Source organism: Staphylococcus simulans (genome assembly GCF_002994445.1).
Classification (GTDB): domain Bacteria; phylum Bacillota; class Bacilli; order Staphylococcales; family Staphylococcaceae; genus Staphylococcus; species Staphylococcus simulans_B.
The window spans coordinates 470,711-494,719 of sequence record NZ_MRZJ01000001.1 but is presented as its reverse complement, the minus strand read 5'-3'; the positions used below and the strand labels follow the sequence as shown (position 1 = coordinate 494,719).

24 protein-coding genes are annotated in these 24,009 nt (G+C 35.1%); 17 read left to right on the top strand and 7 right to left on the bottom strand.

Features of this window, described 5'->3' with window-relative positions:
* The first annotated feature begins 54 nt into the window (after positions 1 to 54).
* Positions 55 to 639 (top strand): hypothetical protein, encoded by a 585-nt coding sequence (locus C7N65_RS02535; protein ID WP_105992894.1) that lies wholly within the window; start codon positions 55 to 57, stop codon positions 637 to 639.
* A 90-nt stretch (positions 640 to 729) separates the two neighbouring features.
* Here the strand turns inward: C7N65_RS02535 and C7N65_RS02530 are convergent, their stop codons facing one another.
* Positions 730 to 2,106 carry an aspartate kinase gene (locus C7N65_RS02530; RefSeq protein WP_105992893.1) on the bottom strand — a complete coding sequence of 459 codons (1,377 nt, stop codon included), beginning with the start codon at positions 2,104 to 2,106 and terminating at the stop codon, positions 730 to 732.
* A gap of 192 nt (positions 2,107 to 2,298) precedes the next feature.
* Here C7N65_RS02530 and C7N65_RS02525 point away from each other — a divergent pair, with 192 nt between their 5' ends.
* The 4 genes from C7N65_RS02525 to C7N65_RS02510 are packed head-to-tail and all read left to right on the top strand — an operon-like array spanning position 2,299 to position 6,427.
* The gene (locus tag C7N65_RS02525; protein ID WP_105992892.1) at positions 2,299 to 3,579 is read left to right on the top strand and encodes a homoserine dehydrogenase; all 1,281 of its coding nucleotides are present in this window, start codon (positions 2,299 to 2,301) and stop codon (positions 3,577 to 3,579) included.
* 6 nt (positions 3,580 to 3,585) lie between these two features.
* On the top strand, positions 3,586 to 4,653 hold the full coding sequence (thrC, locus tag C7N65_RS02520) for a threonine synthase (protein WP_105992891.1): 1,068 nt from the start codon (positions 3,586 to 3,588) through the stop codon (positions 4,651 to 4,653).
* Positions 4,653 to 5,567, top strand: coding sequence for a homoserine kinase (gene thrB / locus C7N65_RS02515; RefSeq protein WP_105992890.1), 915 nt, complete (start codon positions 4,653 to 4,655; stop codon positions 5,565 to 5,567). Before thrC ends, thrB begins: the two co-directional genes overlap by 1 nt.
* A 56-nt stretch (positions 5,568 to 5,623) precedes the next feature.
* Entirely contained in the window at positions 5,624 to 6,427 is an 804-nt protein-coding gene (locus C7N65_RS02510) for a Cof-type HAD-IIB family hydrolase (protein WP_105992889.1), read from the top strand.
* A 57-nt stretch (positions 6,428 to 6,484) separates the two neighbouring features.
* Here C7N65_RS02510 and C7N65_RS02505 read toward each other — a convergent pair whose 3' ends face one another.
* The 3 genes from C7N65_RS02505 to rpmG all read right to left on the bottom strand — a co-directional run bounded on the left by C7N65_RS02505 (position 6,485) and on the right by rpmG (position 8,803).
* Positions 6,485 to 6,799 (bottom strand): hypothetical protein, encoded by a 315-nt coding sequence (locus tag C7N65_RS02505; RefSeq protein ID WP_105992888.1) that lies wholly within the window; start codon positions 6,797 to 6,799, stop codon positions 6,485 to 6,487.
* 134 nt (positions 6,800 to 6,933) lie between these two features.
* Entirely contained in the window at positions 6,934 to 8,391 is a 1,458-nt protein-coding gene (locus tag C7N65_RS02500) for an amino acid permease (RefSeq protein ID WP_105992887.1), read from the bottom strand.
* Positions 8,392 to 8,653: 262 nt separating this feature from the next.
* On the bottom strand, positions 8,654 to 8,803 hold the full coding sequence (rpmG, locus tag C7N65_RS02495; protein ID WP_001265708.1) for a 50S ribosomal protein L33: 150 nt from the start codon (positions 8,801 to 8,803) through the stop codon (positions 8,654 to 8,656).
* A 258-nt stretch (positions 8,804 to 9,061) separates the two neighbouring features.
* On the opposite strand from rpmG, the gene rpsN reads away from it, so the two are divergent.
* The 5 genes from rpsN to C7N65_RS02470 all read left to right on the top strand — a co-directional run bounded on the left by rpsN (position 9,062) and on the right by C7N65_RS02470 (position 13,117).
* On the top strand, positions 9,062 to 9,331 hold the full coding sequence (gene rpsN / locus C7N65_RS02490) for a 30S ribosomal protein S14 (protein ID WP_105992886.1): 270 nt from the start codon (positions 9,062 to 9,064) through the stop codon (positions 9,329 to 9,331).
* A gap of 174 nt (positions 9,332 to 9,505) precedes the next feature.
* Positions 9,506 to 10,099, top strand: coding sequence for an immunodominant staphylococcal antigen IsaB family protein (isaB, locus tag C7N65_RS02485; protein WP_105992885.1), 594 nt, complete (start codon positions 9,506 to 9,508; stop codon positions 10,097 to 10,099).
* 215 nt (positions 10,100 to 10,314) lie between these two features.
* On the top strand, positions 10,315 to 11,292 hold the full coding sequence (gene guaC, locus C7N65_RS02480; protein ID WP_105992884.1) for a GMP reductase: 978 nt from the start codon (positions 10,315 to 10,317) through the stop codon (positions 11,290 to 11,292).
* Positions 11,293 to 11,315: 23 nt separating this feature from the next.
* Positions 11,316 to 12,326, top strand: coding sequence for a CAP domain-containing protein (locus C7N65_RS02475; protein ID WP_234019044.1), 1,011 nt, complete (start codon positions 11,316 to 11,318; stop codon positions 12,324 to 12,326).
* Between the two features lie 269 nt (positions 12,327 to 12,595).
* Positions 12,596 to 13,117, top strand: coding sequence for an NAD(P)H-dependent oxidoreductase (locus tag C7N65_RS02470; RefSeq protein WP_158698093.1), 522 nt, complete (start codon positions 12,596 to 12,598; stop codon positions 13,115 to 13,117).
* Between the two features lie 48 nt (positions 13,118 to 13,165).
* Here C7N65_RS02470 and C7N65_RS02465 read toward each other — a convergent pair whose 3' ends face one another.
* Positions 13,166 to 13,849 (bottom strand): phosphoribosylaminoimidazolesuccinocarboxamide synthase, encoded by a 684-nt coding sequence (locus C7N65_RS02465; RefSeq protein ID WP_105992881.1) that lies wholly within the window; start codon positions 13,847 to 13,849, stop codon positions 13,166 to 13,168.
* A 321-nt stretch (positions 13,850 to 14,170) separates the two neighbouring features.
* Entirely contained in the window at positions 14,171 to 14,794 is a 624-nt protein-coding gene (lexA, locus tag C7N65_RS02460; RefSeq protein WP_105992880.1) for a transcriptional repressor LexA, read from the bottom strand.
* Positions 14,795 to 14,937: 143 nt separating this feature from the next.
* Between lexA and sosA the strand changes: the two genes are divergently transcribed.
* From sosA to sbcC, 7 genes are all read left to right on the top strand, one after another.
* Positions 14,938 to 15,171 (top strand): DNA damage-induced cell division inhibitor SosA, encoded by a 234-nt coding sequence (gene sosA / locus C7N65_RS02455; protein ID WP_105992879.1) that lies wholly within the window; start codon positions 14,938 to 14,940, stop codon positions 15,169 to 15,171.
* A 153-nt stretch (positions 15,172 to 15,324) separates the two neighbouring features.
* Complete coding sequence (locus C7N65_RS02450; RefSeq protein ID WP_105992878.1) at positions 15,325 to 15,567, top strand: DUF896 domain-containing protein; 243 nt, start codon at positions 15,325 to 15,327, stop codon at positions 15,565 to 15,567.
* A 197-nt stretch (positions 15,568 to 15,764) separates the two neighbouring features.
* Positions 15,765 to 17,753, top strand: coding sequence for a transketolase (gene tkt / locus C7N65_RS02445; protein ID WP_105992877.1), 1,989 nt, complete (start codon positions 15,765 to 15,767; stop codon positions 17,751 to 17,753).
* 184 nt (positions 17,754 to 17,937) lie between these two features.
* The gene (locus C7N65_RS02440) at positions 17,938 to 18,168 is read left to right on the top strand and encodes a YneF family protein (protein ID WP_023015255.1); all 231 of its coding nucleotides are present in this window, start codon (positions 17,938 to 17,940) and stop codon (positions 18,166 to 18,168) included.
* Between the two features lie 168 nt (positions 18,169 to 18,336).
* On the top strand, positions 18,337 to 18,804 hold the full coding sequence (locus C7N65_RS02435; protein ID WP_105992876.1) for a CcdC family protein: 468 nt from the start codon (positions 18,337 to 18,339) through the stop codon (positions 18,802 to 18,804).
* Between the two features lie 247 nt (positions 18,805 to 19,051).
* Positions 19,052 to 20,179 carry an exonuclease subunit SbcD gene (sbcD, locus tag C7N65_RS02430; RefSeq protein ID WP_105992875.1) on the top strand — a complete coding sequence of 376 codons (1,128 nt, stop codon included), beginning with the start codon at positions 19,052 to 19,054 and terminating at the stop codon, positions 20,177 to 20,179.
* Entirely contained in the window at positions 20,176 to 23,211 is a 3,036-nt protein-coding gene (sbcC, locus tag C7N65_RS02425; protein ID WP_105992874.1) for an exonuclease subunit SbcC, read from the top strand. Before sbcD ends, sbcC begins: the two co-directional genes overlap by 4 nt.
* 81 nt (positions 23,212 to 23,292) lie before the next feature.
* Here the strand turns inward: sbcC and mscL are convergent, their stop codons facing one another.
* Positions 23,293 to 23,664 (bottom strand): large conductance mechanosensitive channel protein MscL, encoded by a 372-nt coding sequence (gene mscL, locus C7N65_RS02420; protein WP_105992873.1) that lies wholly within the window; start codon positions 23,662 to 23,664, stop codon positions 23,293 to 23,295.
* Positions 23,665 to 24,009: the final 345 nt, after the last annotated feature.

The window sequence follows — 24,009 nt, the reverse complement described above, 5'->3', positions numbered from 1 at the left end:
AGAGAAATAGGTTATACTAAATATTGTAAGCGCTTACTAGTAGGAGGTGTCAGAATGCAAAAATCTAATAATAAGGATTTAAATTTCTTGGTTGATAGATTAGTAGAAAATGCTAATAACGAGGTTAAGTTTTTTGGTGAAACAGCAAAAGAATTATTTCTAAAAAACGAATTTATTATTCATGATACTGTTGATATTTGTGTTAAACGCAAAGATCTAACGAAAGTATTAAAATATATTCCGAATGATTATAGTATCCGGTATATAGATACATATGGGAATATCAAAGATAAATTAAGAGATACAAAATTTTCTCAACTTACACACCTAGAAGTAGAAATTCATCATCAAAAGATTATGACGATTTATATCTATGATGTGCAAAACGAAGAATGGATGTTCAGATTTAATCATAATATCCGTTTGCCTGAAAAACACATTTATTTCCACTCATTGCAGTGGGGTGTAGATTACATTAAACCAGAAATCGTTCTGATGTATGAATTATTAAGACCTTCAGTACACGGTACAGATATTAATAATAAAACTGTGATAGATGCATTAAGCTATTATCAATTTGTAATGCTGCGTGTGGTAGTAGGCGAAGATAAGCTGCATGATGCGATTCAAACGTCTTGAAATAATCATTAAAATAAGCGTGTTGCCAAAAATGACAACACGCTTATTTTTATAATTAATAATCTTTACTAAAAATTGTTAGTATTCAGATTATTTAATTTGAAGTTTTTCTTTTAAATGCTGGCAGCTGCCTTCATAAACAGCGCGTACTGCTTCGTCTGCATCATCAACACTGATACCGAACATCATTGAAATTTCAGATGCACCTTGGTTAATCATTTTCAAGTTGATTTCAGCCTTCGCAAGAGATGATGTAATCATATTAGCTGTACCGACCACTTGATTCATGCCTAAACCTACAACCATTAAGACAGCTAAATCATTATCGATACCTAATTCATCTACATCGCATTGTTTGCGGATTTCATTCAGCACTTTTGTCTCTTTGCCTCTGATTTGGTGTGTACGCATAATGATGCTGACATTATCAATACCTGAAGGCATGTGGTCGAATGAAATATTGTTGTCTTCTAATACAGATAATACTTTGCGTGTAAAGCCGACTTGGCGGTTCATTAAATATTTGCGGATATTAATAACTGTGAAGCCTTTATCACAGCTGATACCGCAAATCAGATGATCTGGCTGGATTTCGCGATCGTGTCTGATATATGTACCTGGATCTTCTGGACGGTTAGTATTCTTGATGACAACTGGAATACGCTCTTGCTGAACTGGAAGCAACGCTTCGTCATGGAATACACTGAATCCTGCATATGAAAGTTCACGCATTTCGCGATAAGTCACTTCAGGCATAATTTCAGCATTTTTAATCAAGTTCGGGTTAGCACGGTAAATACCGGAAACATCTGTAAAGTTTTCATATATAGAGGCGCGCACACCACGTGCTAAGATGGCACCTGTGATATCAGAACCGCCGCGCGGGAATGTCACGACATTGCCTTGTTTTGAGTAACCGAAGAATCCAGGAACGATGATTTTACCTTCGATTTTTCTCAAATTGTAAATTTTATCATAAGATTCTTCTAAAATTTGTGCAAATTGAGGTGTGTTTGTCACAGTAATCCCTGCATCTAACGGAGAAACATACGTTGTTTTGATTCCTTGACTGTTATTGTATTGTGCGATTAATCGGGCGTTAAAATCTTCACCGCAAGAGAGCAGTGCATCTTTTAATCGAGGCGGATTGCTTTTGTTGTCAGCAATGCGTTGTTCAAGGATGGCATCGAATGTATCAAGAATTGCAGCATCCATGTTTAAGTCATGTACGATATCTGCATAACGTTCGATGATTTCTTGCTTTTTATTTTGATAATCTAAATTTGCTACGCTTTTTTCATATAGCCTAAGCAACAAGTCTGTTGTCTTAATATCTTCAGAATGTCTTTTACCAGGAGCGGAAACAACGACTATTTTTCTCTCGTCATCGCTATTGATGATGTTTAATACTTTCTGAATTTGGCTTGCTGAAGCGACGGAACTGCCGCCGAATTTAGCTACTTTCATATTTAATCAACCTTTCTTTAAATCTTAATAGATTACTGCTTTGTTTTTTTGGTAAAAAATGCTAAAATTTCAACATATTCCAAATTTTTTGAACTTTACAATTTTGATGAATGAATTTATACTAAACCATAATCAAGTATTTTTCAATAGTACAGGTGTTTTTTTAGAACGAACAAACGGAGGAATGTATTTATGAAGAAGTTAAACATCGCTTTGCTCGGTCTGGGAACAGTGGGCTCAGGAGTAGTTAAAATTATCGAAGAGAATCATCAACAGATAAAGGATACGATTCACAAAGATCTTCAGATCAAACATATTCTTGTCAGAGACAAAACAAAAAAACGTCCTTTAAATATCAGCAAGTACCATCTTACTGAAGATGTTGATGAAATTCTTAATGACGATGAAGTAGATATCGTGATTGAAGTTATGGGCGGAATCGAGCCGACTGTAGAATGGTTGAAACAATCATTGCAGCAGGGCAAGCATGTCATTACTGCAAATAAGGACTTATTAGCAGTGCATCTGCGTGAATTAGAAGATTTAGCAGAAGAAAACAAAGTAGCATTAAAATTCGAAGCCAGTGTTGCAGGCGGTATTCCTATCGTCAATGCGATCAACAACGGATTGAATGCGAACAATATCAGCAAATTCATGGGTATCTTGAATGGTACATCCAACTTTATTTTGACAAAGATGACACAAGAAGGCGCAAGCTTTGAAGAAGCATTAGACGAAGCACAGCGTTTAGGTTTTGCAGAAGCAGATCCGACAGACGATGTGGAAGGCGTAGATGCTGCACGTAAAGTTGTCATCGTTACTTACTTATCATTTAACAGAGTCATCAACTTAAAAGATGTGAAATTGACAGGTATTTCAGAAGTATCTGTAGATGACATTAATGCTGCTAAAGCGTTAGGCTATAAAATCAAATTAATCGGTAAAGGTACTTTCGAAAACGGAGTTATCGAAACATCTGTTGCACCGACATTAATTGATGAAGCCCATCAGTTGGCTTCTGTAGAAAATGAATACAATGCAATTTACGTCATTGGGGATTCAGTAGGAGAAACAATGTTCTATGGTAAAGGTGCAGGGAGCTTAGCTACCGGCAGTGCTGTAGTCAGCGACTTATTGAACGTTTCACTTCAATTTGAATCTAATCTGCACACATTGCCGCCGCATTTTGAATTGAAAACAGAACATGCGAAAGAAATGATTGATGCTGATGAACCGACAAAATTAAAAGAAAAAAGCAATTACTATATCGTATTAAAAACAAACGGTGCACCGGTTAAACGCGTTGAAGAAGAAGTAAAAGCACAGCTTCCGCTTCACAAATCACTCAATGTTATTGAAAGAAACGGCGACACAGCCGCTGTAGTCGTAAAAGGTACAGATGTGCCTGTTGAACAAATACTAGCACAAGGCAAATATCCAGTAGAAAAAGTTTATCCAGTAGAAGGGGTTTAATTAAATATGAAAAGATGGCAAGGTTTAGTACAAGAGTATAAAGAATATCTCCCAGTCAATGAAAATACACCGAATGTAACTTTAAATGAAGGCCATACGCCGTTGATTCATTGCGACACATTATCAGAAATGTTAGGTATTAATTTATTTGTTAAATTCGAAGGTGCCAATCCTACAGGTTCATTCAAAGACCGCGGTATGGTAATGGCAGTTACTAAAGCTAAAGAAGAAGGTAAAAAAGTAGTAATTTGTGCTTCTACAGGAAATACTTCAGCTGCAGCTGCAGCCTATGCTGCACGTTCTGGCTTAAAAGCAATCGTCGTGATTCCTGAAGGTAAAATTGCTTTAGGCAAATTGTCTCAAGCAGTAATGTACGGTGCGGAAATTGTTTCTATTGAAGGCAACTTCGACGAAGCACTTGAAATTGTAAAAGAAGTTGCCAGAGAAGGCGGCGATATCGAGTTAGTCAACTCAATCAATCCATATCGAATTGAAGGTCAAAAAACAGGTGCATTCGAAGTAGTCGATCAATTAGGCGGTAAAGCACCGGACGTATTAGCAATTCCAGTAGGAAATGCCGGTAACATTACAGCTTATTGGAAAGGTTTTAAAGAATTCAACGACAAACGTCAAACAGGATTGCCTAAATTATTCGGCTTCCAAGCTGAAGGGGCATCACCGATTGTTCAAAATAAAGTCATCAAAAACCCTGAAACCGTTGCGACTGCAATTCGTATCGGCAACCCTGCAAGTTGGGATAAAGCTGTGACTGCATTAAAAGAATCAGACGGTTTAATCGATAGTGTGACAGATGAAGAAATTTTAGAAGCTTATCAATTATTAGCTTCTAAAGAAGGAGTATTCGCTGAACCTGCAAGTAATGCTTCAATTGCCGGCTTAATCAAGCTGCACAGAGCAGGAAAATTACCGCAAGGCATTACAGTTACTGCTGTCTTAACAGGTAATGGATTAAAAGACCCTGATACAGCAATTTCATTATTAGATAATCCAATTCAATCATTACCAAATGATAAAGAAAGCATTATTAAATACATCAAAGGAGCAATGCATTAATGGGAGAAAGTTTAAAACTTAAAGTTCCCGCTTCTACTGCCAACTTAGGCGTAGGTTTTGATTCGATTGGTCTGGCATTAAATAAATTTTTGTATGTAGATGCTAAGCTGAGCGATGATGATGAATGGCATTTTCATCATAAAGGCGATAATTTAAATGGTTTGCCTACAGATCGCAACCACTTAATCTATCAGGTCGTTCAGTTTTTAGAAAAAAAGTTTGATGTGCACGTTCCGCCGTTAAGCGTAACAATGCGCAGTGAAATACCATTAGCTCGAGGACTTGGGTCCTCGGCTTCTGCTTTAGTAGCAGGAATTTATTTAGCAGATTTCTTCGGACATCTGCAACTGTCAGAGTTTGAGATGGTTGAAGCGGCAACAGAAATAGAAGGACATCCAGATAACGTAGCGCCGGTAATCTATGGAGGTATGATTGCAGGGTTTTATAACCATGACACGAAACAAACATTTATTTCGTCGATTGAGCCCCCATATGTCAATTTAGTTATTACGATTCCAAAATATGAATTGAAAACACATGATTCAAGACAAGTGCTGCCGAAAACATTTGAACATTCTCAAGCAGTGCAGTACAGTGCTATCAGCAACACGATGTTGAGTGCTTTGATGCAGCATGATTATCAATTAGCCGGTATGCTGATGGAAATGGATGGGTTCCATGAACCTTATCGCCAAGAATTAATTCCAGAATTCAAACATGTGAAAGCTGTCGGCAGAGAATATCATTCTTATGCGACAGTTATCAGCGGGGCAGGTCCGACAATTTTAACGCTGATTGATCCGTCTAAAAGCGGTAAATTAGTAAGATGTTTAAATAAAGAACTGCCAGATTGCGAATCGGAATTAATTTCAGTAAATAAAAGCGGTATTATAGTTGAAAAAGTCTATGAATAATGGCAAAGTAATGTATAATTTGATGGGAATAGCTTGAAAGGAGCATGAAACATCAAATGCGTAAATATGAAATGATTGTAATGGATATGGATGATACTTTACTCAATTCTGAGAATGAAGTCAGTCCGATCACAGCAGACTATTTAATTCAATTGCAAGAACAAGGCTACCGTGTTGTATTAGCATCAGGGCGTCCTACAGAAGGTATGCTTCCGATTGCGAGAGATTTAAAGCTGAATGAACATGAAAGCTATGTCATCAGTTTTAACGGCAGCCGTACGACACGTGTACAAGATGGAGAACTAGAAGATGAAACCAGTGTATCTAAAGCAGATTTTGATAAAATCATTGATTTTTGCAGAGCACAAAACATCTTTGCTTTAACTTACCATGATGGCCATATTATTTATGACGGCACACATGAATACATGAATATTGAATCCGAGTTGACAGGATTGCCGATGCACAAAGTAGAGGATTTGAAAGACTTCATTCAAAACCCTGTAGCTAAAGTGCTGGGTGTAGATTATGTACCGCATGTAAATGAAATTATGAGTGAGTTAGGCGATTCATTCAGTTCGAAAATTGATGTAACAACTAGTAAACCATTCTTTATCGAATTTATTCCGCATGGTGTTTCTAAAGGCAATGCATTGCATGCGTTATGCGAAAAAGAAGGAATTCCAATTTCGAAAACAATTGCGTTCGGCGACAGTATGAATGATTATTCTATGCTGAAAGAAGCGGGTTGTGCTGTTGCGATGGGTAATGCAAGAGATGAATTAAAAGAAATTGCTGATTTTGTGACGTTAGACAATAATTCAGACGGTATTGTCCATGCGCTAAAAGAATTACTATAAATGAAATAAAGGATACTATCATGCAAGCGGCAGATAGTATCCTTTATTTACGTGCGTTTATTTTGCTGTGTGTGTCCATTCATGCATGCCGTGGTTGCGTTTAACCAATGCATAAATATTGTCGGCAGAGTAGTCTAGGTTAGTATAGACTGTGATGATAAAGGCAGATTGCCCAGTTTCAAATGGTTCGCTCAGATAGACGTCTTTTAAGTGTTCAAACAGAGGTACCATTTGATCATGCTCTAAGCTTGGATATTCTCTTAAAGTACGTTTAACGAGTCTCCCATGTTTTTCTTCAAGAGATTGAACTACGATGACAAAACGTTCATCTTCTTTTAATACATCGTCAAATAAATTTGTTTGTCCTACCAAGTTGCAACACCTCAATTTCTGATCTTCTTATTACTCTTATTATACTACATATCTATAGTCGGTAAAATCTTTAAAGAGAGATGAATGAATAAAAAAAACAGATTGGCAAAAGCCAATCTGTCAGTGTGAAAGTATTATTTTACTTTATTAAATTCTTCGAAACTTCTTACATCCATTTCTTTTAATTTAACAGGTTTTGTTTTCTTAACGATTTTATGCACAATGAAAATAATAAAGAGTACGACAATTGGTGCGAAGTCTTTTATTAATCCTCCGACTTTCAAATGAACGATGTTGTCGAATGATCCGCCGACTAATAAGAAAACAAGTATTGATAAAACTAAAATAGGTCCAAACGGATACAACGGTGATTTATACGGCAACCGTCCATTGACATCTATGCCTTGTGCTTTTAAACCGCTGCGCAATCGAATTTGAGAAAAGATTGCGGCTGCCCATACGAAAATAACAAGTTGTCCGATAATACCTAGTAATGCAAAGATAGCATTAGGATGGAAGTTCGCTAAAATAATAACTGCGACTACTAGAATAAAGTTCGTCAAGATCGCAGCCATAGGCAATTTTGTTTTACCGTGCAAATAGCTTAAGAACTTCGGTGCTTGTCTGTCTGTGCTGAGTGAGAACAGCATACGGCTTGTTGAATAGATACCAGAGTTTGCGGCTGATAATAATGACGTTAAAATAACCGCATTGATTACAGATGCCGCAAAAGCGATGCCGACTCTGTCAAACACTATCGTAAATGGACTTTGTGTAACAGATTCGCTTTTGTTAAGTAATAACGGTTCATTATAAGGTAAAATTGCTGAAATAACCGCGATTGATAGTACGTAGAATAATAAAATTCTCCAGAATACAGATTTAATTGCGCTTGGCATTGATTTTTTAGGATCATCTGATTCACCGGCTGTGACTGCGACAATTTCCGTTCCTCCGACGGAGAATCCGGCTATCAACAGAACGCTTAAGAATCCAGCAATACCGCCTACAAATGGTGCTTCACCGATTGTGAAGTTTTTGAAACCATACGTATGGCCGCCAAGAATACCGAAAATAGTTAATATACCTACAACGATGAAAACGATAATCGTAACGACTTTAATCGCTGCCAACCAGAATTCCGCTTCACCGAAGGCTCTTACTGTAAAGATATTCAATAATAGTAAGAATGTAATAAATATTAAACTCCAAGTAAGTGGAGAGAAGAACTTGAATGTGTCCCAATAGTATAATACGTTTGATGCGATAATGACATCTACGCTTGTAACAAGTGTCCACATGATCCAGTATAACCAACCGACTGTAAAGCCAAGAGAAGGGTCAACGAATCGCGTTGAATAGGAACTGAAGGAACCAGATACAGGGTAAAAGGTTGCAAGTTCTCCGACTGATGACATTAAGAAATATAACATAACACCAATGATTAAATACGCTGCAATCGCACCGCCAGGTCCTGCTTGGGAAATGACACCGCCCATTGCGATAAAGAGACCTGTACCGATTGCACCCCCGATTGCAATCATTGATATATGGCGAGAACTGAGTCCTCGATTCATTTTGTTTTCATCCATATGCGTTACCTCTAATCTTTAAATTAAAATATATGTACTCTATTCTAATAGTTTTCTGACAACTAATCAATGGAATTTAGCACTTTAAAGCGAATATTTTTAAAAAATTCAGAAAATATGAACTCATTATTAGAAATGGGGTAAATACTTAGCTTTTGTACCATAGACAAATATAAGTGTGAGGTGTATATTGGAAACATTCAATAAAAAAAGTGAACGTTACCTTGAAAATAGGCAAGTTCACTATCATAGTTTCAATACATTATTTAGTTTCGCGGTGTAATGTATATTTGTTCAATCTTGGGCAGTATTTTTTCATTTCGATACGTTCAGGATTGTTACGTTTGTTTTTAGTAGTAATATAATTACGATCGCCGCATTCTGTGCAAGCTAAAGTTACGTTTACGCGCAATGTAGACACCCTTTCTATTAAGTTATTAGCAATACTTACGCACTTAAATTTACCATAATCATGCATTTCGTGCAAGATTGTTTAAAAATAAGCAACATAAGCTCAATGTATTCTATTTTATAGAAAAACTTCCGATTAGTAAATAACTTTGCTTAAAAAATGAGCAAAAAGTATTGATAAAGCTCCAATTTGTGTTATGATATAAATCGTAATAATTACGATTATGAACTATTACTATAAAGAAAGGCAGGAACTTTAATGGCAAAAAAATCTAAAGTTGTTAAAGAACAAAAACGAGAAGAACTCGTTGCTAAATATTACGCTAAACGTCAAGAGTTAAAAGCTAAAGGTGACTACGAAGCATTAAGAAAATTACCAAGAGATTCATCACCAACTCGTTTAACTCGCAGATGTAAAGTTACTGGAAGACCACGTGGTGTAATGAGAAAATTCGAAATGTCACGTATTGCTTTCAGAGACCATGCACATAAAGGTCAAATTCCAGGCGTAAGAAAAGCAAGCTGGTAATTCGATAATTTAACGACGATAACATTTAAGGTACACATTTCTTGAGTGAAATGTGTTCTTTTTTTTGCAATTTTTCAATGATATGTTTTGCGGAATTTTATAAATATGTATATACTAAAAGTGTACATTTACATTATCTTTGAGATGCGACTATATTATAAGGAGTGATGTATTATGCTTAGAACAAGTAAGTTAAGTATTGCAACGCTTGTTATATCGACACTTGTCTTAGGAACTTCGGCAACACATGTCACGACGAATAATACAGATACACAAGCAGCAGAGCAAACTCAAAAATGGGGACATGGTGAAGGCGGTACGGGTACTTTATATGCTAATCGTAAAGCTGATACGACTCAATTGAGCAGTGTGACACCTTGGTACAATTTTAATGGCTATACAACATATGATGCTTCATTTACACAAGATTATAATTTTGTCCGTGCTTTAAAATACGACAATGTCACAATTGATGGCTACAAAGTAAATCCTAATGCTGTGAATGAATTTGCTTATTCTAAACGTGTATATGATACTTCAGTACAGTTTAATGCGAATAATCAAGTGGTACAGCTCACATTTTTCTCTAAACCCAACAGTGTAACAAAAGCAGTGTTTAAACAAGCACATCAATCCAATACGATTCTAAATGAAGGGAAATTAGGTAATGGCGATGGAACATATGTTAAATATGCGACACAAGCAGGGTCTTATACCGCATTCTTTGACCACAATGGTTATTTAAATGAAATCACAATCAGCAGTTAATTGCATGGTCAATAATATACTTGGAAGAACATTAAACTAATGATATTTCATGCATAATTTTAAGGGGTGCCTTCATATATTATGAGGTGCCTCTTTTCTATATAATATTTACATTTTTATTTTACAATGTTCTTAATGGCAAATTTATTTGTGAAGTAGTATGATGTATGTTGGACTTTTGATAAAAAGTAAACAATAAGGGCAAGGTGTTAAAAATGAAAATATTTGACTACGAAGACGTACAGTTGATTCCTAATAAATGTATTGTAAAAAGCCGTTCAGAATGTGATACGACAGTTCAATTCGGACCGCGTAAATTTAAAATGCCAGTCGTTCCAGCCAATATGCAGACAGTGATGAATGAAAAATTGGCTGAATGGTTTGCGGAGAATGATTACTTTTATATCATGCACCGTTTTGATGAAGCAGCAAGAATTCCTTTTATTAAAAAGATGCAATCAAAAGGACTATTTGCTTCTATCTCTGTAGGTGTGAAAGATAATGAATATGAATTTGTAAAAGAAATTGCAAAAGAAGGTTTAAAACCTGAATATATTACGATTGATATTGCACATGGCCATTCTGATCAAGTTATTAAAATGATTCGCCACTTGAAATCATATTTACCTGAATCATTTGTAATTGCAGGGAATGTAGGGACACCAGAAGGGGTCAGAGAATTAGAAAATGCCGGTGCAGATGCGACAAAAGTAGGTATCGGACCAGGACGTGTATGTATTACTAAAATTAAAACTGGATTTGGTACTGGCGGATGGCAATTAGCTGCTATCAATCATTGCAGCAAGGCAGCGCGCAAACCGATTATTGCTGATGGCGGTATCCGTACACACGGCGATATCGCAAAATCAATTCGCTTTGGTGCTTCAATGGTCATGATCGGCTCATTATTTGCAGCACATGAAGAATCACCAGGTGAAACTGTGGAGCTTGACGGCAAGTTATATAAAGAATATTTCGGCAGTGCTTCAGAATATCAAAAAGGTGAACGCAAAAATGTTGAAGGCAAAAAGATGTTTGTAGAACATAAAGGAACTTTAGCAGATACGCTGAAAGAAATGCAGCAAGACTTACAAAGTTCTATTTCATATGCCGGAGGCAATGATTTAGGTTCATTAAGAAAAGTAGATTATGTTATTGTTAGAAATTCTATTTTTAATGGTGACAGAGACTAAGGTATTGCCTGGAGGTGTAGGCGATTAAAAGAGTATTTGGTTTTTCATTTGTTTTCTTGCTTTTGGCATTATGTATTCCTATAAAAGAAACATCTTTTATGATAGATATTCAAAATCAGACTAAAGCTAAGGTTCAAGCATTAGCCGCAAATGAAAGCATTTCTAAAGAACCGTTGAAAGTTCCAGATAAGCAAGATTTTGCATTCAGGAACATACAAATGAATATGTCACAATCAGAAGTTGAACAACAACTTGGAAAACCTGAACGTGTGACTTCAAATGAATACGGTTTGAAATGGTACGCTTACCACGATGATTATCAATCATTTGTCATGGTGAGTTATATCGATGGCAAAGTTAACGGTATTTATAGCAACCAGAATGTAATCTCTTCTAAATCGAAGATAAAATACGGTTCACCTAAAACTGCTGTCAGAAGCCGATTAGGCGATCCGATTACTTCTATGACCAAAGGTAATTATAAATATCAAATCGAAAGCGATGAGTACGATACGTTTGATAAAGACGGTATTTATACAACAGTCTTTTATGATAAGCATGAAAATAATCAAGTGACAGGTATTATGCAAATCAGTAAAGAAATGGAAAATCGACTCACTAAACAATATGGTGCGCCATCCACTTCTTTAACATACGGCTTTGAAATGCAAAACTTTGATTTAGTAAATGCAGAACGTGTTCAAAAAGGATTGTCAGTTCTGAAATACAGTGATGCTATTTCTAATACTGCGAGAAAACATAGTAAAGATATGGCAGATCATCATTACTTTGATCATACAAACCCTAAAGGAGAGTCTCCTTTTGATCGTATGAAAAAAGACGGCATTGATTATAACAGTGCAGGTGAAAACTTAGCGTACGGACATCAGAACAGTATCTTTGCACACGAAGGATTAATGAACTCAGAAGGACATAGAAAAAATATTTTACAGTCAGGATTTAAAAACTTAGGTGTAGGTGTCGACTTTAATGAAGACAGACAACCATTCTGGACTGAAAATTATACAAGTTAAGTATTTGTATTTTGAAAAATAAAAGAGTCAAAATAAAGGATGAACTGTTAATCACATTTTGAAACTGTGGTTAACAGTTTTTTTATGTAGAAATTATTGTTGATTTCATATTGTCTCAGTATTATTAATAATGAATAAGTTGATAAGGTAGTGTATATTGTAATTATAGTCGATGAAATAAATGAAGTTTTGAATCACATTGACTCATTTAAACGTGAGCGAGAAAATCATGTTTTATGTATTATAACTTAATTCAAAGGGGCGTTATTATGCGTACATTAGTTATCATTATACATCCGGATATGAAGCACTCAGTAGTGAACCGTATGTGGAGAGATGCTGTGGTGAGTAAACAAATTGATATGGTTGAATTATATGAACTGTATCCTGATAATGAAATAGATGTGTCTCGTGAACAAGAAAGGTTATTGAATTACGATACAATTGTGTTCCAATTTCCTCTCTATTGGTATAGTAGTCCTCCGTTATTAAAACAGTATCTGGATGAAGTGTTCTTATATAATTTTGCGTATGGTCCAGAAGGAACGAAACTTCATAATAAAAAGTTTGCGATTGCGACGACAGTAGGCAGTTTAGAAGAAGATTATTCTAAAGATGGTTCGAATGGATTTGCATTAGAAACATTGTTATCGCCATTCATTGCGACTTTTAATTATATAGGGGCTGAATATAAAGGGTACTTTGCGCAGTATGGTACTGTAAACCATGCGAGTTATGATGATTTGCTTGAGGGGAGTAAACAGTATATCGCATTCATAAAGTCTATTTAATAAATAAAATGCCGGAACTGAAATTTTCAATTCCGGCATTTTTTTCAATTAAAAGAGATAATTTCCAAATTCTAACGGTTCAATGTATTTACCGTCTTTATCAAAGACACGCATGTTACCTCCAGAAATTTCATCAATAAGCAATACTTCTCCAGTTGCTTCATCGCGACCGAACTCTAATTTAATATCGTATAACTCTAAACCTTTTTGTGCGAGTTCATCTTTAATGATGTCAGAAATTTTAACTGTTAAATCAGCAATTTCATCATATTCGCCGGGTTTTAAAATATTTAGGGCTTCAAGAGCTGCTTTGTTGATAAGAGGATCTTGTCGTTCGTCATCTTTTAAAGTCATTTCAACATAACCGTTAAGCGGTGCACCGTCTTCAATATAGTCGCCATATCTGCGGATGAAAGAACCGACAGCACGATATCTGCAAATGACTTCTAATCCATTACCGAATACTGATACTTTTTTAACGCGCATTTGGCGTTCATCAAGGTCAGAATCAATATAATGAGTTGGAATACCTGCAGCGTTAATTTTTTCGAAGAAATAGCTTGTCATTTTCAAACCAGCTTTTCCTGAACCTTCGACAGTTAATCCTACTTGGTTTTCACCTGGATCAAACACACCGTCTTTACCAGTCATATCATCTTTGAAGAATAAAACAACTTCACCATCTTTGTCTTGATATACATCTTTCGTTTTACCTTTGTATAGTAAGTCCATTTTTCATTTCACTCCTAAAGTTATACTTATATTCATTATAAGAGAATTTTCGATTTATATAAATATCAAACTATGAAAGCAGCAAGAAAATATTGGTGATATTAATTGCTTACTTTTCTTTTTGGTCTCTTTTAGCAGTATACAAAGCTTAAAATGTTAAAGAAAGTAAAAACAAAATATTAAATAGCAAAAAAGCACGCCTTAATGTCTTATAAGTTGAGAACACTAAGGCGTGCTTATATTTAAAATTGATTAGAATTAATCATAAACTACGAACGATAATTAAGAAGAGATGATATGCCAATGAACAGAGGCGACAGCTTATAGTTCTCTAAATAGGCCGACTACTTTACCTAATACTGTTACATGTTCAAGGTAAATCGGATCCATTGTGCTGTTTTCAGGTTGAAGTCTATAACGGTGTTTTTCTTTATAGAATCGTTTTACTGTTGCTTCATCATCTTCAGTCATAGCAACAATAATGTCGCCGTTTTCTGCAATTGTCTGGCTTCTGACAATTACTTTATCACCATCTAAAATACCTGCTTCAATCATACTGTCTCCGACAACATTTAAAATAAATATGTCGCTATTATGCGTTGATGTAAAGTGTTCTGGTAATGGGAAGTACTCTTCAACATTTTCAACTGCTGTAATAGGAATACCCGCAGTAACTTTACCGATGACAGGAACATGAATGGTACCTTCTATTTCTGCAGCATCTTCTATTTGATCGCTTACAATTTCAATTGCTCTTGGTTTTGTAGGGTCGCGTCGGATATAACCTTTGCTTTCCAAACGTGATAAGTGGCCATGAACTGTAGAGCTTGATGCTAATCCTACAGCTTCACCGATTTCTCTGACACTAGGCGGATAACCTTTTGTTTGAACTACTGATTTAATATATTCATAAATTTCGCTTTGACGCTTCGTAAGTTCAGTCATATATATGCACATCCTCTTCTAATTTGTTCTTATTATAGCATGTTAAAAATATCTTTACAAACATTTGTTCGTAAAAGTGTTGACACCGAACAGTCGTTCTGATATCGTGTTTATACAAACAAATGTTCTAGGGGTGTTCAATTATGATTAAGAAATATCAAACGAGTTTTTTACTATACACAGCAGTATTATTAATGTCTTTCATGTTGGTTTCAGCGTTTTTAATCGGAGCAGAGCAGTCAGGGAATCAAGAACAAGTGTACGAAATGACGGATCATACACTATCAGCTAAAACAGAACAAAAAGCCGAACAAGAACAGCAATATATAGAAAAAGACGAACAGAACAGCAAACCGATTGTAGCAGCTGTTCGATAAATAAATCAGAATTCATAAAATTGCCATATCATTTTCTTGTTATTCATTGTGTAAAAGCGACGCATTCGGGAAAAGTTAAACAAGCATATTCATTTTGTTTTAAACAATTATTTGCTAATATGAATAATCATCAGACTATTGGAGGTCAAAAATATGGCAGATCAACATAAAGAAACTATTAATAGAATTAATGAACTTTCTAAAAAGAAAAAAGCTGAAGGCTTAACTAAAGAAGAAGCAAAAGAAAGAGCAGAATTGCATCAAAAATATTTAGAAACTTTCCGTGAAGGTTTCAAACAGCAAATTGAAAATACAAAAGTGTTAGATCCAGAAGGAAACGATGTAACACCTGAAAAATTAAAACAAGTACAACGTGAGCAAAATAAAAGAAAATAACTTAAATTATATTAAACTATAAATAAGAGCTTTTAGAACAAAATACCTATGTTCTGAGAGCTCATTTTTTGCTATATATGGAGATTTTTCGTCATATTTTATTTGATAGCGATTTCATAAGAACAATCAATGTGAAAAGCCGAGAATATAATGTATAATGGCATAAAATCATGCTGTATAGAAAGGAAGTTATATTGATGTTCGATAAAAGAGACGACCTTGCAATTAATACAATCAGAGCATTAAGTATTGATGCAATTGAAAAAGCAAATTCTGGTCACCCTGGATTACCTATGGGTGCTGCACCAATGGCGTACACATTATGGACACGTCATTTGAATTTCAATCCTAATTCAAACGAATATTTCAACAGAGACAGATTTATTTTATCTGCAGGACATGGTTCAGCATTGCTTTACAGCTTGCTGCATGTATCTGGAAGCTTAGAATTAGAGGAATTAAAACAATTCAGACAATGGGATTCTAAAACACCAGGACACCCAGAGTTCAGACATACACAAGGTGTTGAAGTAACAACAGGTCCATTAGGACAAGGTTTAGCAATGTCAGTTGGTATGGCAATGGCTGAAAACCACTTAGCCGGAAAATTCAACAAACCGGACGCAGAAGTCGTTAACCATTACACTTATGTGTTAGCTTCTGATGGTGACTTAATGGAAGGTATTTCACATGAAGCGGCTTCATTAGCAGGCCACTTGCAATTAGATAAATTAATCGTACTTTACGATTCAAATGATATCTCATTAGACGGTGACTTAGACAAAGCTTTCTCAGAAGACATCAAAAAACGTTTTGAATCATATGGTTGGAACCATATCTTAGTTAAAGACGGCAATGACTTAGACGAAATCAATAACGCAATTGAAAAAGCTAAAGAACAAAACGGACCAACAATGATTGAAGTAAAAACAGTAATTGGTTACGGTTCACCTAACAAATCAGGTACACATGGCGTACATGGCGCACCTCTAGGTGAAGATGAACGTACTTTAACTTTAGAAAATTATAAACTTGATCCTGAAAAACGTTTCTACGTTCCAGATGAAGTTTATGACGTATTCAACGAAACAATGTTGAAACGTGCAAATGAAAATGAAGATGCTTGGAAAGCATTAGTTGAAAAATATTCAAAAGAATATCCTGAATTAGCTCAAGAATTCAAAGATGCAATTGCTGGTAAATTACCAGATAATTATGAAGCAGAATTACCTGAATTCGAAGTAGGTTCAGAAAGTGCAACACGTGCTGATTCTGGTGAAGTTATTCAAGCATTAAGCAAATCTGTACCTTCATTCTTCGGCGGTTCAGCAGACTTAGCTGGTTCAAACAAATCTAACGTTAAAGATGCATCAGATTATGATCGCAATACATCTGAAGGTAAAAACATCTGGTTCGGTGTAAGAGAATTTGCGATGGCTGCTGCAGTTAACGGTATGGCTGCACACGGCGGTGTTAATCCTTACGGTGCAACATTCTTCGTATTCAGCGACTATTTAAAACCAGCATTAAGACTTTCAGCAATCATGGGTCTTAACTCAACATTCATCTTTACACACGATTCTATCGCTGTTGGTGAAGATGGTCCTACACACGAACCTATTGAACAATTACCAGGTTTACGTGCAATCCCTAACATGAACGTTATTCGTCCAGCAGACGGCAACGAAACTCGCGTTGCATGGGAAGTTGCTTTAGAAAGCGAACAAACACCAACTTCATTAGTATTAACACGTCAAAACCTTCCAGTATTAGATGTTTCAAAAGAAACAGTTGAAGAAGGTGTACGTAAAGGTGCATATGTTGTTTACGAATCTGATGAAAACCCAGAATATCTTGTATTAGCTTCTGGTTCAGAAGTAAGCTTGGCAGTAGAAGCTGCTAAAACATTTGCGGATAACGGCAATTCAATTCGTGTCGTATCAATGCCAAACTGGCACGCATTCGAACAACAACCTAAATCATACCAAGATGAAGTAATTCCTCCAACAATCACTAAACGTTTAGCAGTGGAAATGGCTTCTTCATTAGGTTGGCACAAATATGTCGGTTTACAAGGCGAAGTACTTGGAATCGATCGTTTCGGCGCAAGTGCACCAGGCGGTTTAGTTGTTGAAAAATACGGCTTCACTAAAGAAAACGTATTAAAATTATTAAACAATCTATAAAATTTTATAGCGCAATAAACGAAAGAGCTATTCCGGTAATTAAAACAGTTATTAATAATCATGTTTTAATGGAGCTTGGAATAGCTCTTTTTCTTGTGAATAGAGTCAGTCATAGTAAAATACAACTTGAAATGATAAAGTTATTTTAGTAAAATGCTAAAGGATAAAGAAAGTGGGTGAGACAATGGCAACTTGGATAGCAATTCTATTAATCATTGCTGCACTAATCATCGGTTTAGTAGGTGGTTTCTTCTTAGCGAGAAAGTATATGATGGATTATCTTAAAAAGAACCCTCCGATTAACGAAGAGATGTTACGTATGATGATGATGCAAATGGGCCAAAAACCATCTCAAAAGAAAATCAATCAAATGATGACGATGATGAACAAAAATATGGATCAAAAAATGAAATAAAAGTATCTGTAATAAGAAAGCTGTGTGGGTTGAACATACGGCTTTCTTTTGTTTTATATTGGAATGATTTACATATTTTAATCATTTTGTATGGCATTTCGTATGTGCAATGATATACTATAAAATGATTTCTATGAATATACTTAATGACGAAAAGAAGGTGTCACTGTGTTATATCTTATATTTTCCATCGGTATAGCATTTTTAATGGGCGCTGCCGTAATCATAGTGAGAATGAAGGCGCAAAAGTTTCCAGTCAATGAGAAGAAACTCATTTTACCGCCTATATTTATGTCTACGGGTGCTTTAATGTTTGTTGTGCCTTATTTTAGATTAACAGGTATGGAAATCCTTGAATCTATGATTGTAGGGGTTTTATTTTCAACCATACTGATTTGGACTTCTCGCTTTGAGGTGAAGGGCTCAAATATATATATGAAACGTTCAAAAGCGTTTCCGATTATTTTAATTACATTATTAATCATCAGAACTGTTATGAAAATTGTCATCAGCAGTCAGATTCATCCAGGCCAACTTGCTGGCATGTTCTTCTTGCTTGCCTTTTCGATGATTGTACCTTGGAGAATCGCGATGTTATTGAAATATAAAAAGTTGAAAAGAGAAATTGTAGGATAAAAGTGTTAAACGATGTTTTTCAATAAAATTGAAAGGCGTCGTTTACTTTTTTTGGGGTAAAACAAAAAGAAGGAAAGGTGATTTTAATGAAGTTAAAACATGTCTTAGGTATTATTGGAGCAATTATTGCAGGAATGATATATACATTCTCTCTTTTTCAAAAACTTTATAAAAAATAAACATTGTGCGCCTTTTCTCTATAATGAGAAAGGCGTTTCATATTATACTTTATGCAAGAGGTGATTCAATGAAAATAATACATACTGCCGATTGGCATTTAGGTAAAATATTAAACGGACAATCCTTTTTAGAAGATCAACGTTATATTCTGAATCAGTTTGTTGAAGCAATGAAAAATGAAGAACCAGATGCCATTGTGATTGCGGGTGATTTGTACGATAATTCCACGCCTAATAAGGAAACAGTGAAATTATTAGAAGCAACTATAGCAGAGTTAAACCTGAAAATGCACTTGCCTTTAGTGATTATCAGCGGAAATCATGATGGCAGAACACGTTTGAACTACGGTTCAAATTGGTTTGAACACAGCAATCTATATATCCGTACCAGTCTTGAAGATATGTATAAGCCGATAACAATCAACGGGGTTAATTTTTATACTTTGCCTTATGCGACGATAGGAGAGCTGCAGCATTTCTTTAAAGATGAAGACATTCAAACTTATGAACAAGGCATTGAATGCTGCTTAAGTCATATGTCTGAGCAGCTGAATAAAGAACAAACGAATATTTTAGTCGGGCATCTCACAGTAGCAGGCGGCATTACTTCTGATTCCGAACGTTATTTATCAATTGGTACTGTCGAACAAGTTCCGCAAAACTTTATGAAGCAATTTGACTCTGTCATGTTAGGGCATTTGCATCATCCTTTCAGTATTCAATCTGACTTTGTCTTTTACAGCGGGTCATTATTGCAATACTCCTTTTCTGAAACGAATCAATCTAAAGGCTACCGTGTTGTCAATATAGACGACAGCGGAAATATTAAAAGTACTTTTGTGCCGCTTCAACCATTACGTCAATTAGAAGTGATTCAAGGCACGTATGAAGATGCGATTCAAGAAAGACTAGAAGTAAAAAATAATAACAACTATATTCACTTCAGCTTAACCAACTTATCGCATATCAATGATCCGATGCTGAATTTAAAACAAATTTACCCTAATGTTTTGTCATTAACCAATGAATCGCAAACATTTATAAGTACGTACGAACAAAAAGAAATCAAGAAAATGACAGATCAAGAAATCATTGAAGACTTTTATTCTAATATGACTCAAAATAAATTAAGCGAAGTACAAGTGAATAAAATCAATGCATTGTTAGATCGTATGATAGGAGGCGGCGAAGCATGAGACCATTAAAACTTCATTTGAAAAACTTCGGACCTTTCTTAGACGAAACGATTGATTTTACCGAGCTTGAGGGCAATGAGCTGTTTTTAATCAGCGGTAAAACAGGATCAGGCAAATCAATGATTTTCGATGCTATTGTGTTTGCGTTATTCGATGAAGGTTCACTTGAAACCAGAAAAAGCAAAGACTTCAGAAGCCATTTTGCGGATGGAGATGCACCGATGGTAGTAGAGTTTACTTTCCAACTGAAAGACAGAGTTTTTAAAGTAATACGCCAACCTTCATTTATCAAAGAAGGGAACAAAACAGAAACCGGCGGTGATGCACGTATTTATGAATGGGTCAGCGATGACTTTGAACTAATTGAAAGCCGTGTGAAACAGGGCAAGACATACCTTAAAGAATTATTAGGGGTAAATGCGAGCCAATTCAGACAGCTTTTCATTTTACCGCAAGGCGAATTTAAAAAATTCCTCTTCTCAAAAAGTTCAGAGAAGCAAACCATTTTACGTACGCTCTTTAATACTGTTCGTTTTGAACAGTTGCAAAAACAATTGTATGAAGAAATCAAAGAAGAAAAACATCAAATCGAGTTGCAATATCAAACGATTGACCAGCTTTGGAATGATGTAGAAGCTTTCGATGATACAGTACTGCAAGAGTTGAAAACAACACCAAGTATGCAGACAGATAAGCTTTTAACTTTGATGCCTCAATTTAAAGAAAAAGCACAATCCTTGTTAGAAACATTAAAAAAACAAAAAGAAGATAAAGAACAGCAGTTCAATAAAGTTGAAAATACTTATCGAAAAGCACAAGAACTCGATCAAGATATCGAAGCATTAAAAAAGGTTCAAACAGAATATCATCAACTCAATGAAGATGCACTGCGTATTACACAATTAGAACAATTAGTGAAACAACTTAGAGAGGTAAGACCGCTGCATCAAATTTTGAAATCATTAGATACTGCGCAGCAAAAGCATAATAAGCTCAATCAAAATGCTGAAGATTTAAAAGCCAAAATCAAAGAGAGTAATAATGCACTTCAAAGCGAACAAGAAAAATTGGATAACTTACAAAAACAAGAAGCATCGTATGAAAAAGAAAAAGCGTTTATCAGTAAAACACAATATTTCTATCGCAATTTAAAGCAATTCACAGCAGCATATCAAGACATCGAAGCAGTGAAAGAAAAGGTTGAAGATCATCAAAAAAATCTTGAAACAAAAGAAGCAGAACTTGAGTCGATTCGTAAAGAAAGCAAAGATGAAAAGCCGGATTACGATCAAGTCAATCAATTAACTAAAGTACTGTTTGAACTGCAAAATGAAATCAAAGAGACTAAACAGTATCAAACAGAAGTTGAGCATTATGAAGCCAGAAAGCAAAAGAAACAGCAATTGGAAAAAGCATTAACATCCAATCATCAAAAACTTGAAGATTTAGAAGCGGAGATTAATCAATTCAATACACATCATTTAGAATTAGACAATCAAGAAGCAATGATTAAACAGCTGCAATCTATGTTAGAACCAGGAGATAAATGTCCGATTTGCGGAAATGAAATCGAATCATTATCAGACCATGTAGATTATGACCAATTACGTGAAAAACGCGAGCAATTAAATCAGCTTCAACAGCAAAGAGATGAAATCAAGTCTGAAGCAGCGGAATTAAAAACGAAAGCTGCTATTGAGCAGCAGGAAATCGAAAAGTTTGAACAACAAGACAGTGCAAAAGAAATCAAATCGATTCCTGAGTTAGAGCAAAAATATCAAGCAGCTGAAACTAAAAAAGCAGAGCAAGAAAAACGCAATAAAGCGATTGAAGCATTAAATCAAAAACAAACTAAAATCAACGAAGAAGTGCAATCACTGAAATTAGCACTGAAAGACAAACGTTCAGAGCTTAATCGATTAGAAGAGTTGATTCAAACATTCGAAACACAAACACAATATAAAGCAACGCATGCATTCAAATTAGATTACGAAGAGAAAGAACAAAAAGTCAAAGCGTATGAAACTGCACTTGAAACACATACGCAAAACTTGCGTCAGTTGCGTCAACAAGCAGAATTGCTTCAGCATTCTCAGACAAATGTTCAAGAACAAATCAAAGAGAATGATATACAAATGACAGAGCTGCAATCTCAATCGAAAGCAGAAATGAAAACGCTAGGAATAGCGTCGCCTGAAGCTGTCAAAGAAGTATTGGAACAAATGGATCGAAAAGATGAAATTGAAGCTGAAGTTGATGCATTCCGTAAAAAACAAATTCAACTTTCAAGTCAAATCGAAACGTTGCAAAAAAGAGTGAATCAGCAAGAGAAACCGGATTTAGAAGCATTAGAAGAAAAAGTCAACGAAGCGAAAGCACAATTAAATGAATTTGTTCGTCTGGTTAACAACCATGAATTTAAAATGGAAACGAATGTAAAACAATTTAAAGAATTAAAACAAGAAATCACAACGCTTCAACAAGAATTAGAAGAACAAGAAGAAATCTTCCGTCTGTCTGAAATACTATCTGGTAAAAACGATCAAAAATTAACGTTAGAGAACTATGTATTGATTCATTATTTGAATTTAATTATTCAAAACGCGAACCTGCGCTTTTATCAAATGACCAATAATCGCTATAAACTTATCAGAAGCGAAGCTGTCGGGAAAGGATACAGCGGCTTAGACATCGAAGTCTTTGATATGCATTCGAATAAGTCTCGCCCAATCGGAACATTGTCCGGCGGAGAATCTTTCCAAGCTGCTTTAGCATTGGCATTAGGGTTAAGTGAAGTAGTACAGCAGGAATCGGGCGGTATTACGTTAGAATCTATCTTTATCGATGAAGGTTTCGGTACACTTGATCAAGAAACGTTAGAAACAGCACTCGATACATTGCTGAATATTAAAATATCAGGACGTATGGTCGGAATTATCTCTCATGTCAGCGAGCTTAAACAACGTATTCCGATTATTTTAGAAGTTCAATCTAATAATTATCAAAGTACAACTGAATTTAAGTTTCAATAAAAAAAGCAATGCTGCAAAAAATCATGCAGCATTGCTTTTTCATGCTTCAATGTTGAACGACTGACACGTTACTATAGTTTTTTATTTTTCAGATGAACCGTTTTGTTTTTGAAGCAAGTCTCTGATTTCTGTCAGTAAAATAGTGTTTTCTTCTGGCTCTTCTTCAACTTCTTCTTTCTTAATCATAGTATTTGCGACTTTTACAAATAAGAATAATGCAAAGGCTACGATAATGAAGTCGATGATAGATTGAATGAATAAACCGTATTTAATTCCAAATGCTGACCAGTTTTTCGCAAAGTCAACTGTACCGAAAATCAAACCGATTAAAGGCATGATAATGTAAGTAACTAATGACGTTACAATTTTATTGAATGCAGCACCCATTACTACAGCAACAGCTAAGTCTAATACATTCCCCTTGAATGCAAACTCTTTAAATTCTTTAAACATTTAGTTTCCTCCTAAATTTGCTAGGTTTAGTATACCGTAAGTAGTTGGCATATCAAACTATTTTTTCGCAAAATCTTCACAAGTATTTAAAAATACGACGATTGATACTAATAAATCTAATATTTTCCTTTTAAAATTAGGTTTTTGGGTATATTAAAGTAATGTATTGTCTTACCAAACAACAGTTGTGAATTTTTAACAACTTATTTTTGGTATAAAATATTTTAATGAGATTGTATAATCATTTTTTGTACATTTGATTATGCTTCATAGTTTTGTTATGCTAGTATTTGGTTTTTCACGAAAATGATATTTTGTTATAAAATATCCATTGTATTATTTGAC